The sequence below is a fragment of the Pontibacillus chungwhensis BH030062 genome (assembly GCF_000770675.1).
Taxonomy (GTDB): Bacteria; Bacillota; Bacilli; order Bacillales; family BH030062; genus Pontibacillus; species Pontibacillus chungwhensis.
Genome location: NZ_AVBG01000001.1, coordinates 532,650 through 547,036 on the forward strand (window position 1 = coordinate 532,650; position 14,387 = coordinate 547,036).

Annotated in this window: 15 protein-coding genes and 1 other annotated feature; of the genes, 8 read left to right on the top strand and 7 right to left on the bottom strand. The window is 38.7% G+C overall.

Annotated elements, in window-relative coordinates; all coding sequences use genetic code 11:
• Window positions 1-136: 136 nt before the first annotated feature.
• Together N780_RS19135 and N780_RS02715 are read right to left on the bottom strand one after the other, a co-directional pair.
• Window positions 137-1,510, bottom strand: coding sequence for a DUF6792 domain-containing protein (locus N780_RS19135; protein ID WP_052114843.1), 1,374 nt, complete (start codon window positions 1,508-1,510; stop codon window positions 137-139).
• 145 nt (window positions 1,511-1,655) lie between these two features.
• A complete protein-coding gene (locus N780_RS02715; protein WP_036779694.1) occupies window positions 1,656-2,849 on the bottom strand; it encodes a dicarboxylate/amino acid:cation symporter in 1,194 nt (397 codons plus the stop codon).
• Between the two features lie 219 nt (window positions 2,850-3,068).
• Here N780_RS02715 and N780_RS02720 point away from each other — a divergent pair, with 219 nt between their 5' ends.
• Window positions 3,069-3,821, top strand: a complete 753-nt coding sequence (locus N780_RS02720) for a TraR/DksA C4-type zinc finger protein (protein ID WP_036779698.1) — start codon at window positions 3,069-3,071, stop codon at window positions 3,819-3,821.
• 27 nt (window positions 3,822-3,848) lie between these two features.
• On the opposite strand, the gene N780_RS02725 is transcribed toward N780_RS02720, so the two are convergent.
• Entirely contained in the window at window positions 3,849-4,070 is a 222-nt protein-coding gene (locus tag N780_RS02725; RefSeq protein WP_036779701.1) for a hypothetical protein, read from the bottom strand.
• A gap of 161 nt (window positions 4,071-4,231) precedes the next feature.
• Between N780_RS02725 and N780_RS02730 the strand changes: the two genes are divergently transcribed.
• Together N780_RS02730 and ykzP are read left to right on the top strand one after the other, a co-directional pair.
• The gene (locus tag N780_RS02730; RefSeq protein ID WP_036779704.1) at window positions 4,232-4,459 is read left to right on the top strand and encodes a hypothetical protein; all 228 of its coding nucleotides are present in this window, start codon (window positions 4,232-4,234) and stop codon (window positions 4,457-4,459) included.
• 49 nt (window positions 4,460-4,508) lie between these two features.
• Complete coding sequence (gene ykzP / locus N780_RS20005) at window positions 4,509-4,676, top strand: protein YkzP (protein WP_036779706.1); 168 nt, start codon at window positions 4,509-4,511, stop codon at window positions 4,674-4,676.
• 40 nt (window positions 4,677-4,716) lie between these two features.
• Here ykzP and N780_RS02740 read toward each other — a convergent pair whose 3' ends face one another.
• The 4 genes from N780_RS02740 to N780_RS02755 form a co-directional block, all read right to left on the bottom strand.
• Window positions 4,717-5,817 carry an AI-2E family transporter gene (locus N780_RS02740; protein WP_052114844.1) on the bottom strand — a complete coding sequence of 367 codons (1,101 nt, stop codon included), beginning with the start codon at window positions 5,815-5,817 and terminating at the stop codon, window positions 4,717-4,719.
• Between the two features lie 453 nt (window positions 5,818-6,270).
• The gene (locus tag N780_RS02745; RefSeq protein WP_036779709.1) at window positions 6,271-7,170 is read right to left on the bottom strand and encodes a DUF4097 family beta strand repeat-containing protein; all 900 of its coding nucleotides are present in this window, start codon (window positions 7,168-7,170) and stop codon (window positions 6,271-6,273) included.
• Window positions 7,167-7,724 (bottom strand): HAAS signaling domain-containing protein, encoded by a 558-nt coding sequence (locus N780_RS02750; RefSeq protein WP_036779711.1) that lies wholly within the window; start codon window positions 7,722-7,724, stop codon window positions 7,167-7,169. Before N780_RS02750 ends, N780_RS02745 begins: the two co-directional genes overlap by 4 nt.
• The gene (locus N780_RS02755; RefSeq protein WP_036779712.1) at window positions 7,717-8,040 is read right to left on the bottom strand and encodes a PadR family transcriptional regulator; all 324 of its coding nucleotides are present in this window, start codon (window positions 8,038-8,040) and stop codon (window positions 7,717-7,719) included. Before N780_RS02755 ends, N780_RS02750 begins: the two co-directional genes overlap by 8 nt.
• Window positions 8,041-8,218: 178 nt before the next feature.
• On the opposite strand from N780_RS02755, the gene N780_RS19395 reads away from it, so the two are divergent.
• From N780_RS19395 to serA, 5 genes are all read left to right on the top strand, one after another.
• Window positions 8,219-8,545, top strand: coding sequence for a CHY zinc finger protein (locus N780_RS19395; RefSeq protein WP_084599276.1), 327 nt, complete (start codon window positions 8,219-8,221; stop codon window positions 8,543-8,545).
• 47 nt (window positions 8,546-8,592) lie between these two features.
• Window positions 8,593-8,742, top strand: a complete 150-nt coding sequence (locus tag N780_RS20010; RefSeq protein ID WP_198135819.1) for a hypothetical protein — start codon at window positions 8,593-8,595, stop codon at window positions 8,740-8,742.
• A gap of 192 nt (window positions 8,743-8,934) precedes the next feature.
• Entirely contained in the window at window positions 8,935-11,112 is a 2,178-nt protein-coding gene (locus tag N780_RS02760; protein WP_052114845.1) for an FUSC family protein, read from the top strand.
• Window positions 11,113-11,176: 64 nt separating this feature from the next.
• Window positions 11,177-11,402 (top strand) — a binding site (T-box leader).
• 60 nt (window positions 11,403-11,462) lie between these two features.
• Entirely contained in the window at window positions 11,463-12,614 is a 1,152-nt protein-coding gene (locus N780_RS02765) for a pyridoxal-phosphate-dependent aminotransferase family protein (RefSeq protein ID WP_036779713.1), read from the top strand.
• Window positions 12,607-14,190 carry a phosphoglycerate dehydrogenase gene (gene serA / locus N780_RS02770; RefSeq protein ID WP_036779714.1) on the top strand — a complete coding sequence of 528 codons (1,584 nt, stop codon included), beginning with the start codon at window positions 12,607-12,609 and terminating at the stop codon, window positions 14,188-14,190. The genes N780_RS02765 and serA overlap by 8 nt, the downstream gene beginning before the upstream one ends.
• Window positions 14,191-14,387 lie beyond the last annotated feature (197 nt).

The following is a 14,387-nucleotide window of genomic DNA, read 5'->3' on the forward strand; positions in this document are numbered from 1 at the left end:
ACTCCCCTTATCCCTATTATCTGGAATCGTTTTCACAATTATGTAAAAAATGAAAACGTTTGTGCAAACGTTTTCGCAACTTATAAATCAAATAGTACCGTAAAATTTTCCATGAAGCAATACTAATCTAATAATTTTACAAAAATATTTTATCATATGTTTGTAAATAATAGATAAGGCTATCCAAATCGTGAGACTCTACACCTACTTCAATATCTTCGATGAGCGAATAAATAACCTTCTCATTTAACTGATATACCGTTAAGATAGCTCCCCAAAGGCGTATATCCACTTTCATATCATCAAGGCTTGCCTCACTAGCGTGAACTTTAATAAACTCATCTATTATATGGAGATTTTCTTTCCATTTAATATATTCTTCGTGCGTTACATATCCATTTTCCATAAGTAACTTTATTAAATTGGGAGCATTATTATATAATCGGATCAATAACTTCGACAATATTGGTAGTCGGTCATAAACTTCTCCAAAACTACCAAACCCTTGCTTCAGAACCTTCAAAAGTGTTTTGATTAAGCCGAAGTGAAACCCTTCTTCTCTATAATCCACAATAGACCTAAATAAACCCTCAACAACCGCTGCATCAATCCCCGTTACCTCTTCCCACAGTGCGTCAAAACCTTCCTTTTCATATATAATGCTGTAGGAGAATAGAACTTCCCTCAGTTCACGAAAGAATGATAGAGGTATGCTTTCTATAACGCTTCGTAAAGAATTATCTTTAACATTTTGAACAAGTTTTTCGTGGCCTGTCTCTAAAAATCCAGGAACTTGGTGAAAAGCATACAATAGATCTCCTGTGAGGCTAACTTTACAGACCCTCCCATCTTTCAGGTCATATCTTTTGCTTGCTACTTTTATTAGTTGATAAATAGGAATTCCATAAATCATAGAAAAAGGCACTAATGGCTTATGGAAGGCTTCCTCAATATCATTTTGAAATTCCTTATCAATTGCAGCCAGCTGGTAAACGCTTGGTTTGGCATCATTAAACGTGTATACATTATCAAATCGTGTTTCAACAAGTTGAAGTGTTTGAGCCAAGTTTCCACCTAATGAAAAGCCCATTGCTATTTTCCTTAACGGGATGTTCGTATGACGTCGGATATGTTCTGTAAGATATTCGTCAAATGCTTGAGCTGATCGATATTGAGATATTCCTTGGCCTACAAAAATCCCAAGCATATTGTAAACCCAGTCTTTGGGTCTCCAGTCTGAAACCTCTACATGCTCACTTCCTCGAAAGATGGTGTACATCTCGTTCACACTTTTTGTTGGATTGTAGAAGTGGAGCACCGTTCCATCAAACCCCGTATCTCGTTCAGATGTGTTAAAGGAAGAAGGATAAATGGTTATATCAAATTCTCTTTCTGCCAAAGTGCCCTGAGCTTTAAGCCACTCTTGAAATGCTTCAGGTGTTGTTCCTTCAAATTCAATATTCACGACCTTTGCTCGAATTAAATCATCATTTAAAATGATCCTTTGCACCTTCATTCCCCTCCTCATTGTCCCTATTTTTAGTGTAGCAAAAAATACATTGCAACACGTCCTCAATTAGAAGGATATTTTCAACCACACCTGATACAAAAAGAGGGTGAAATCTTAAGTGATTTCACCCTCTTATCAATACAATCTATGCTGATTTCTTTTCGTTTACTTCTTCAGTTTCCACCTGGTTCCCCATTAACTTATCTACCACAATTGAGATCGCTCCGTCACCAGTTACATTTGTAGCTGTACCGAAGCTATCTTGTGTTAAATAAAGAGCAATCATAAGCGAAAGCATTGCATCATTAAAACCAAGCATGGATTGAAGTAGTCCAATCGCTGACATAACCGCTCCCCCAGGAACACCAGGAGCTGCAATCATTGTAAGACCTAGTGCAAGGATGAAAGGGAATACTTCAACAAAAGTAACTTCCATTCCGTTTAAAAACATAACAGCCATAGCAGCACTCACAATTGTAATCGTACTACCAGAGAGATGAATATTTGCACATAGTGGAACAACAAATTCTGCAATCTTATCCTTCACATTATTTTTCTTTGTTTGACGAAGCGTAACGGGAATCGTCGAAGCAGATGATTGTGTTCCGAGTGCTGTGAAATAAGCAGGAACCATATTTTTAATGGATGTGAAGATATTTTTCTTTGATAATGCGGAAGCTGTTGTATATTGCAATGTAAGCATAACTAAATGTAAAACAATAATAATAGCAAATACCTTGATAAACGTTGACATAATCGTTGCAACTTGACCACCGTAAGTCATGTTGGCAAATATACCAAAGATGTGTATAGGTAATAAAGGAATAATGACGTACTGAATGACCTTTTCAATAATGCTTCGAAGATCTTCAAATCCTTTCTGAAGTACGTTTCCATTAATAGAAGCAAGACCAATTCCAATTACGAAAGCTAGAATCAACGCTGTCATAACGCTCATAACAGGGGGCATTTCTACTTGGAAAAACCCTTCTAATAAAAATTCTTCAGGATTTTCAAAATTACCGCCTAAGCTTCCCACGGTTAAAATGTTCGGGAACACATTACTTCCAACAATAAATGCTAACAGTCCAGCAAGTACAGTTGAGCCATATGCTACACCTGCTGTTAAACCTACAAGCTTGCCTGCACCCTTACCTAATTCACCTATTCCTGGTGCGATGAATGCCAAAATAATAAGCGGAATAATGAAGTTTAGAAAGTTTCCGAACAAGCCATTAAAAGTAGCGAACAGTTCAATTCCCCATTGAGGAAGTACTAACCCACTAATGATACCTAGTGCAATTCCGATTAAGAGTCGTGGTAATAATCCTATTTTCATGCTTTGTCCTCCTCAGGTGAACACGTGTTTTCTCTTGATGGATACAAGTATAGACCCTTGATTCCCTTTTGTTAAGGAAAAAACATAAATTCGGAATATTCAGTTTATATAGCGTTTTCATACCAATATTATCATTTTACAAATCCCCACATATATACAGCATGATTTCATGAAGCACCGCTAATACTATCGTTAATACCGTTTGTTAGGAGGAATCGTATGCTTTCATCACAAGAGCAACAAACGTTTCGTCACAAATTGATGAAACAAAAGGAAGAGCTAGAAACTCACCTTGAACACAATGATCATTACGACCTTGAGTCAGAAGCAGATCAAGATTCTGTCTCTGAACTATCCAATTATGATAACCACCCAGGAGATACTGCAACATTTCTATATGAACGAGAAAAAGATATTGCTTTAAATGAACACGCAGAACAAGAATTAAAAGATATTACCCACGCCCTTGAACGAATGGACAATGGTGAGTATGGACAGTGTGAAGCTTGCGGAAAAGATATTCCAAAGGATCGCCTTGACGCCTTACCCACCACTACGTTTTGTATTGAACATAGCCCAAATCAACAAGAGCACGAAGAACGTCCAGTAGAAGAAGAAATCCTTCAACCTGGACTTAGAAGACACTCCGATGAAGCAGCTGGTTCTAACTTTTATGACTCAGAGGATTCATGGCAAGATGTAGCACGATACGGTACATCGGAAACGCCTTCGGACTTTTCTGGCCAGGATATATCAGAGTATGATGAAACGTATATTAATTCAGATGAACCTGTAAGCTATGTTGAAGATTACGAGAACTTCACCGGTAACGACTTGTATGGAAAGAACATTACGGTTTACCCAAATGCCGCACATGAAGAATACGAAGAAGACTTAGATGAAGACGGAATGATGTCTATTATGGGAGACATTCCTTATCATGAAGGTGACAGTTACGTCGAAGAAGAATAAAAAAAGCCTTGCCGAAGGGCGAGGCTTTTACTCTTTATTTTTCACTTGGTCTTCTGTGTCATGATCTGTATCTTCTAGTGGATCAATATCGATGGCAGGTGTATTGTTGTACATGTAGTACTGGGATAAATTCTCCCCTTCCATCCCTCCATCTTCATGGTCCTCACCACTAAATGCTTTACTTATCTTACTGTTTGCAGTAAATGCTTCAGACATTTGGTGATCTTCATTACGTTTCTTATTACTCATACGATTTAACCTCCTGTTGTATAACGCTTCTATTACACGTTTCCCAGGATGGCGCTATCTTAATCATTTAATATTGAATGAATTGATAAAACACGTTCTGTTTAAGTTTTAAAGGAAACATTCCCCAAGATTCGAGCATGCCATATTAAGGAGGTATTCTAATGGAGTTTGAACTACAAACCAAAGAAGGGGCGTACCCTAACCAAATTACAATTGATTCTGACAATGGTCGGTACATGATTCGCTCAAGTGATACAAGCGGACAAGTTTTTAATTCACCACAAGAACTAATCAGCTGGATGGAACAAAATTGGGATAAAGATGTGTTTGTCCATCCTGAAGAGTATGATCACATGATGAAAGCCATTCGCTCTGAAACAGATGCATGATATGGTCCGAAACGTAAAAACTAATAGAACAAGAAGGGAGGAAAAATCAATGACAAAACGTAAGGTAACGAGAGATGCAGCATTAAAGAACAATTCCACTCCTACTGAAAGCATGGCAAATGTGGAATTAACAGATGAAACGAAGAGTCAAGAAGATATGCAACGCGGGGCGAACCGTAATTCAAAGCACGGCATGCAAGGTGACCATAAAAAATAAGAGGAGCTTCTCCTCTTATTTTTTAATTATTATTTAGAAATCAAGAGTCTGACCTTTTAGTTTTAAAAACATCTCGGAAAAGCCATTCTCTGTCCACCTCTTCTGATACTGTTTTAAAGACTACTTTTATAACTGAATACAACGGAATAGCAACAAGCATGCCAATGAATCCGTATAGAGCCGATGCAACGATAAGCAGCAAAATGATTGTAATCGGATGTATGTTTAATCGCTTACCAAGCACAAGCGGTGCTACTAAATTTCCTTCTAACTGTTGCACGATAATAAGTGTAATAATGACATAAAGGGCCATTGCAGGGTCTTGCGTTAAAGCAACGATAACCGCTGGGATTACACCGATAATGGGACCAAAGAAAGGAACAACGGCTGTTAAAGAAACAAAAATCCCTAATATTAAAGCGTAATCTAGTCCAAGAATTAAGTAACCGATATACATTAATACTCCATCAACAAGCGCTACGATTACCTGCCCCGTAATATATGCAGATACCGTTTCACTAATTCTTCTTAGAACATCTTTCCCTTTAGCATTGTGACGGTCTGGTATGAACTGAAGCATATAAGGAATAAATTTATGATCATCTTTTAAGAAATAGAATAAGATGAACGGCACAATGACTAGAACAGTTGTAGCGCCTGTAATGGCTGATACAACCTGCATCACGTTATCACCTAATGATTGGAGTACCTCTGATGCTCCACTACTTACTTTCTGTCTCAAATTCTGTACAGAAACCATCCCCATGTCATTCTTCTCAATCGTTTTCTGAGCTTCTTCAGCTGACTTCTTTAATTGCTCTGGTAGTTTAGAACTAATGTTTTTCACTTGTTCTTGAATCGTACCGGCTAAAAAATAGATAGCCGCATACATGATTGTAACTATGGAAAGAAACACAGTAAGTATGGCCATCGTTTTATTCATAATTTTTGTTCTCGTTAATTTCGACACAATCGGCCTTAAAATATAAAATAAAAAACCTGCAATTAATATAGGATAAAAAAGCGTTTTAAGAATGGTTTTTATAGGACCAAAGAAACCTAATAACTCAAGGATATAAAGGCCAATAAGTACAATTACAGTTCCTGTTGCATATTTAAAGAATGGATGTTTAAACCACATATAATTCCTCCTTCTAAAGGGCTTCAAACCCTAATTGTCGCAAAATTTGTAGAAATTTTTGTTGTTTAATTTTGTTTGAATGACGGTATAAACTACTAAATGATCAGATGAATGCATAGTTGAATAGTTTCCCTTGCTTTTGTTTGTTTTCCAATCAAAAAGGAGGAGATTCAATATGAAAATCAAAGCTGCTAGCTGGAGAATGTTAACCCCGCAAGATAAGTTATCGATCCTTAAAGCCATTAGTCAGCGCTCAATTATTGCTAAGAGTGCTTAGAACCTTCATTAAAGATTCAGTCTAACTTTTGTTTTTCCTAAATAGCTTCTTTGGAAACCTAAAGATTCAAAATCTATTTAAGTTTTTTCTTCCATAAAAAAACAGGTGACCGATATCACCTGTTACACATTAGAACGTTCTTTAGTTGTTTATTGAAATCATTTATCACTAAAGGTTTATTGAGCGTTGAAATCACCTGAGCTTGTGCGGATCTCGATACGTTGATCCCCATTTCCTTTTTGTCCCTTAACTTCGTTTTCAGCTTTTCGTTCATATTCAATTCCTTCTAGATTCACTCGCTCATCACCTGAACTTGATTGATAATCAATGATATAGGAGTCAGGCACTTTAGCAAAGAGGAGATAAACATCACCACTTGAAGTTTTGATCTGTAAATCACCTGTTAATGTTAATTCGCTATAATCGATAGTGCCTGATGAGGAATCACTTGTTACTTGTAACACTTCTATCTTCTCACCGATTACATCCCCACTGCTCGTATCAGTCAGTAAGCGATCAGCATAAACCTCTTTTAAACGAATCGTTCCACTGGATGAACGCGAGTTAAGTTCACCAGATGTTTCAACCTTTACTAATTCCATATCACCTGAACTAGTTTTTATACTCATGTTATTGGATCTTTGTTCATTTATATAAATATCACCTGAAGAAGAAGATAGAGATAAACCTTCATACAGTTTCTTCGGGAGCATTACTGTAAGCTTCAAGTCTTTCTGAATGAACCCAAATTGAAAGCCTAGAATATCCTTTTGGCGAAGCTTTACAGAAAGTTCCCCTCCCTTATTTGTAGTTTTTAATTCATAATCCTCCCACACACCTTTACTCGCTTTGCCGCCCCATTGTACATAGACCGTATCGTCCTGACTTGGTTCAATGTAAATATCTGCAGATGAAGTATCGACACTGAGATACTTTATTGAAGAACCCTTTACTTTCTTTTCTTCAAATACATCTACCACCTCATGAGTGAAGGCCCCTGTTACTTGAAGAGAAATAAAAGTACCTATAATCCCAATAACAAAAACCACACTCACCCATTTTATAAATACCTTCATACCGCACTCTCCCCTTTTACAATTCTTATATTAAAACGGATATAAGAAAGCGTTAATTTATAGAGCCATTTTCCTACGAAAAATAAAGCTGACCCCATCAACAAACCACCACTACCTAGCGTAATGGAAATGAACAAGTTAATGAAGAATGGCTCAACAGTGCCTATGAACATACTACCGATAAAAAGGAATGGTGTTATTGCCAGACCGATGGCCATAGAACATAACCCTATATAAAGACTGATCACACCAATGGCAGGGCCGAGAACAAGGATTAAATTTAAGAAGCTTACGCTCATTGTAGCGAATATGGCTTGTAAAATATGTTTAACTGACTTTTCAACCTGCGCTCGTTCAAGTCTATATTCAGCCAATAAATCTTTGCCGATTCTCCTTGGATCACCTAACTGGCGCGCAAGCTCCTCTTCAGAATGCCCTTTCATCATCCCTGTATCAAAATGTTCTTCATAATCATAAAGAAGCTCTTTACGGTCTTTTTCAGGAAGTTTACTCAATTGCTTTGCTAACTTATACATAAATTGATCCTTATTCAATTTTATTCTCCTCCTCAATTAATTCTGTCACAGCACTTGTGAACATGTTCCAATCTTGGATGAGGGTTTCTTTGTAAATTCTTCCTTCAGGAGTAATGGAGTAATATTTTCTGGATGGTCCTTCGGTAGATGCGGCAAAATACGTAGTTAGATATTCTTCTTTGGTGAGGCGTCGTAGCAAGGGATAAAGAGTACCTTCTGCAATTTGTATCTTATTAGAAATATTTTGAGCAAGTTCATAGCCATATTGATCTCTAGAAGCAATCATAACGAGCACACATAACTCTAGTGCTCCCTTTTTAAATTGAACATTCACTTATCCACCCCCTACTTTATATTATTCAGTACTAAATAATACTCACTAGTCAGGAAAAAGTTTCCTAATCAACTAAAATTATCTTACCTTATACTACTGAATAATACAAGGTAGTGAGGAAAAAGATGTTCAAGGCTTCATTCATTCAGTACACTATATAAAAAAGGAGGTTTGTAAAATGAGCTCACCCCTTAAGATTTTCGGTCAAATCGTTGATGAAGAAACGCGTTGTGTGCACTACCACACTAGTAAAGACGTTGTTGCGATTAAATTTTATTGCTGCCGTACATATTACCCTTGTTATAAATGTCATGATGAGACTTGTGAACATCCTATTCGTCGCTGGCCAAAAACAAAGTTCGAAGAAACAGCTATACTTTGTGGCCATTGTCAATCGCAATTCTCAATTAACACCTATTTAAGTGCCCCTTTCACCTGCCCCCACTGTAAACATGCATGGAATGAAGGATGTGCTTTGCACTACCATATTTACTTTGAGGCATAGAACTTTCCTAAGAGAGATACACTAATGGGCGTAAAGGAGGCGTGACGATGTCGAATAAGAATAAGCAAGGGAAAAAGCAAGGTAGTCAAAAAGGAAAACCGTACAATGAGGCACTTGGAGCCCAAGATAATGTAATGTCAAAGGAAGAAATGAAAAAAGCTACACACCCAACACAAACTACGATCGATGAAGACTAATTCTATGATCCCCCAAAAAGGCATTGTTCAAAGCAATGTCTTTTTTAATTCTTCAGAGAATGTTTAGTATGGGCTACTAAAAATGAACGAAAACCTTCACAGTTCCTTCATCGAATTAACAGAATAGATAGAATTCTACCGAATAAGGCATTTGGATTGGATGAAGCGCGCTGAATCGTTTATGATAACAATATGAAAATGAAACAGACTCTCTATCAAACCTTACTACATTGGCTTGCAAGAATTACGGCGGCAGATCCTGGTCTGACCCGACTAGTCAATGCAGCAAAGGCCACGCTAAGCGTGATTTCCTCTGTACTCACTACAAATCTTCTACTAGATTGGCTCGATTACAGTTTAATTACCGTTCCGATCTTCTCCGGAATTGTAGGGCTCTTAGGTGTCTTTGCTGTATTTGACGATACGAGTCAAAAGCAAAAAGTCACAACGCTACTCCTCGCTTTATCAAGTGGAATAACACTTACTATCGGGGCCTGGACCTCTTCCTACTTCCACCTATCAGATGTTGCAATCTTGAGCGTTGTATTTTTAGCTTTTTATCTATCACGTTACGGCTCCCGATACTTCTCACTAAACATGATTGGTTTTATCTCGATTTATTTTTCAACAATCTTAAATGTTCAATTTAACGATTTGCCAATATACTTCATTGGTATAGCTATTGGTGTGTTTTATGCATACTTCTATAAGTTTGTTGTACTCAAGAATAAGCCTGAAAATGTACTAAAAAGAAGCATGACGTCCTTCCACATTCAAACAAACTTGATTCTCTCCAGGGTGATTCATATTATTCAACATCCTGATGAGGATGAAAGTCAGCTACGTTACTTAAACCGCAATGTTTTAAAGTTGAATGAATATGCCCGCAATATATCATCACAACTAGGCGACGTAGACCCCTACGATGTATGGGAAGGAATAACAGCAAATCAACTTCGGCTTTATGTGTTTGATGTTCAAATGCTAATGGAAACTTTAACACCTACCATTAAGCAACTTAAAGAACAAGAAGCAATTAGTCATAACGATGTACAGAATGCCCTTGTACAATTAATCCAATCAACCAAAAACGTTAAGGTTTTGCGCCACCATGATGTCTTAGAACAGCTTTTAGAAGCTGAAAAGAGTGTACAGCAACTTCGAACAGTTGCTCAAGAAATTAACCAACAAGAGTATGATGAGTGGTTATTCTTGTTACGCCGCCTGAATACGATGGCAAACCACGTCATTGAAGGGGCATTTGAACTTCATGAAGTTCGCCACAAGAATATAGAACGGACAAATAAAGAGGAACCAACAGGGGAACCCTCTCAAGATGAGAAACAAGAAGGACTTGAGCCTACGACCAAAAAAGCACTTCAAGCTCTACTAGCAGGTGCCTTAGCCATTGCGCTTGGTTATTTATTAACACCTACACATCAGTACTGGATTTTACTTTCAGCCTTTATAGTATTTATGGGAACTGATACGGTCGGACGAACTTTTATTAAAGCAAATGAACGTACAATTGGTACTATTGCTGGTGCGATTGTTGGTTTCGGAGTTTCTTTAGTACTAAGTGGCCATAGCACGTGGCAGGTTGCGTTTATCTTTTTATGCATTTTTATGGCGTTTTACTTATTTAATGTCTCCTACTCTCTGGCGATGTTCTGGATTACCATGATTATCGCGATGCTATACGACCTATTATTAGGGGGAATTACGTATCACCTATTGCTAGCGCGTGTATTCGATACATTCCTAGGTGCATATATTGGATTCTTCTCTAGCGCATTAGTACTGCCGAACAAAACGAGAGAAAAAGTAACGGATACGACCATTGCATTTTTAGATTCCTTGTCTCAGTACATTGAAACGTATTTAATGGGCCTGAAAGGGAAAAACACGACCGAAAACTTGACTGAAATTGCCTTCGAGCTTGATCAATCTCTTCACCAATTCAAGATTGACTCTGAATCTATCCGTAAACGTCCAGCACGTTTCTCAAGATCTGATATCGAAAGATGGTTAACGATTCTTGTAGCTACGAATTATTATGCGAAACACTTAAATGCGACTAGAGAACAAGCACCTACGATCGATCCTGAATTAAAAGAAACCATTGACCACATTCAAGCTCACGTTAATCATAATATTGCAGCAATTAGTGAGATGTTACGCACGAAACGACATCAGGTCATCTATGATTTAGAACACGATCGTGAGCGTATTGAACGTTATCCTGACCAGGATAACGATTTATCAAAACGTATTTTCGTGTACAAGCTCTACTACATTTGGCGCATTAACCAGTCCCTTGTATTACTTGCTCAGGATATGGGCGCCCCGATATCAAGACCTCCTGAATAAATTTAAATAGTAGAACTTTTCTGTTTACAGAGACGATTTAACGTGCTAAACTTCTAAAAAATAAGGAAAAGTAATGATGAAGACCAACATAAATTTGTGACCCTCAGAGAGTCGATGGTAGGTGAGAATCGACGGCACAGTTTATGGGTAGCCCTTCTAAACTAGTGTCCGAAACCTAGAGTAGGCACACTCGGCGTCAACCGTTATCAGACTGGTAATTATACCAAATGAGAGAACGACGCTTGTCGTTTATTAAAGGGTGGTACCGCGTTAATGACAACGCCCCTTGCTAGCAATACGTTAGCAAGGGGCGTTTTTATTTTACCTTAAATACACAGGAGGGATTTCAAATGCTACAAGATCAAACATTTCTTCGAGCTCCAGGACCAACACCAATTCCAGATCGCGTCAAACATGCGATGAACCAACCAATGATTGGACACCGCTCCCCGTCATTCGCTAGGTTATTTGCGGATACGAGCGAACGTCTAAAGCCTATTTTCGGAACATCTCAACCTGTTTATACTCTGACTGCGAGCGGAACAGCAGCCCTAGAAGCAGCTGTTACGAATACAGTCGCTAAAGGGGAGAAGGTAATCGTAGTTGTTGCAGGAGCATTTGGAGACCGCTTCGCAAATGTATGTGAACATAATGGCTACAACACTCATCGATTAGAAATTGAATGGGGTCGCTCTGTTACATCTGAAGAACTTAAGAGTACCCTCAAGGAACATCAGGATGCAAAAGCAGTTCTGTTAACTTATAATGAGACCTCAACCGGCGTCATGCACCCTATTCAACAACTTTCTCAAACTGTTCATCAATATAGCGAGGCCCTTGTCTTAGTAGATGGGGTTAGCTGTATCGGAGGAGTACCGGGTAATATGGATCAATGGAATTTGGATGTCCTTGTCACAGGATCACAAAAAGCAATGATGCTGCCACCAGGGTTATCATTTGTTGCCTTAAGTAAAAGAGCTGAAGCAAAGCTTGAAGAAGGGAATCCATCTTTCTATTTAAATATAAAAGCCTATCAAAAGCAGCTTGAGAACAGTATGACTCCTTATACACCTGCTGTCTCTTTAATACAAGGGCTTCAGGAAGTAAGTAAAATGATGGAGGAGGAGACGCTTGAACATGTCTTCGACCGCCATCAAATTATGAAAGACATGACACGCGCTGGAATTAAAGCGCTTGGGTTACCGCTTCTTACAAACGAAGAAGATGCCTCCCCTACCGTGACATCTGTTAGAGAAACGGAGCAGTTTAAACCAGATGAACTTCGGAGCCTTCTCTCTAAACAATTCGGGTTAACGTTAGCAGGCGGCCAGAAAGAATTAAAAGGGAAAATATTCAGAATCGGTCACATGGGATACTGCTCCCCAGCCGATGTCCTAACAACGCTATCTATGATTGAAATTGGCTTGCAACAACTTGGTGTAGATATTGAACTAGGTGCAGGCGTTAAAGCAGCCCAGGAGGTGTATGTTAAACATGTTTAAAGTATTAGTAAGTGATCCAATTAGTGAAGACGGAATCAGAGCGCTTCTAGATTCTGATCAAGTCCAAGTAGATCAAAAAACTGACCTATCGCCTGAAGAGTTAAAGGAAACGATTCCAGAATATGACGGTCTCATCGTACGTTCTCAAACAAAGGTAACAAAAGAGATTTTAGAAAGTGCCACAAATTTAAAAGTCATCGGTCGAGCTGGTGTTGGTGTTGACACCATTGACCTTGAAGCTGCTACCGAACACGGAGTTATAGTAGTCAACGCACCGAACGGAAATACCATTTCCACTTGTGAACACACTTTCGCTATGCTAATGGCTTCGGCAAGAAACATCCCTCAAGCTCATAAAGCACTCACAGAGGGAAATTGGGATAGGAAGACGTATAAAGGCGTTGAGCTTAAAGGAAAGACGCTTGGCATAGTCGGTATGGGAAGAATCGGAACAGAAGTATCAAAACGGGCGAAAGCTTTTCAAATGAATGTAATCGGCTACGATCCTTTCTTAACAGAAGAACGAGCTTCTCAAATAGGCATCCAAAAAGGTGACCTGGATGAAATTTATGAAAATGCAGATTTCATTACTGTCCACACACCGCTCATTAAGGAAACGCACCACTTAATTGATAAGAGTGCATTTCAAAAAATGAAAAAAGGCGTTCGTATTGTCAACTGCGCTCGCGGCGGTATCATCGATGAGACCGCTCTCCTTGAAGCCATTGATGAAGGAATTGTGGCAAGAGCTGCTTTGGATGTGTTCGAAGAAGAACCACCAACAGATAACCCGCTCGTCGGTAAACCAGAAGTTATCGTAACCCCTCACTTAGGCGCATCGACATCTGAAGCCCAATTGTATGTAGCAGAAGATGTGAGTCAAGAAATCTTGAATATTTTATCAGATCAACCGTTCCAAAACGCCGTCAATATGCCGGCTGTTAACGACGAAACGAGAAAAATTCTTGAGCCTTACTACTTACTAAGTGAGAAACTTGGGGAAATGATGATTCAGCTCGCCAAACAACCTCCAAGACACATCAAGATCAGCTATGCAGGCACATTGACTGATTTCAATACAGAGCTTGTAACCCGCACTTTTGTAAAAGGATTGCTTAGCCATTACCTCGGTGAAAAGGTGAATATAGTAAATGCAACTCACCTCGCCAAGCAATATGGTTTAAGCTACTCCGTTGAGAACACAACGGCTAGTCTAGGTTATTCTGGTCTAATTAGTGTTACATTAACAACAGACGAAGGAGAATACAGCGCAGCCGGAACTTTATTTGATGGTTTAGGGCCACGTATTGTTCATGTGAATCAGTATACGATCGACATCGCACCAACTGATCGTCTCCTCTACATTCAACATACAGACGTGCCCGGAATCATCGGTCATGTTGGTAGCTTACTAGGGAAGCATGAAATAAACATCGCAACCATGCAAGTTGGTCGTAAACAAGTTGGTGGTCAAGCGATTATGATGTTAACGATCGACAAAGCTCTCTCTGAAGAGGTCTTAGGAGAACTGCTTCAAGTTGGCCATATTCACTCAGCCAAAAATATAGATTTATAAATAAACGAAGCTGCTCTCTTTGATAAAAAGCTGAGCAGCTTCGTTCGTTTTGTGCCAATTTTTCTTTTCAGGTCGCTTGGATTCCTTTTTCTGGTCCTAAGCACCTTTTTTAAACTGTGTTCATATCTACTCTACCCGGTAAAGCTATAACCATACCTCCTCTTCTTTTACAAAGAATCAGACGCAATAATGGAACT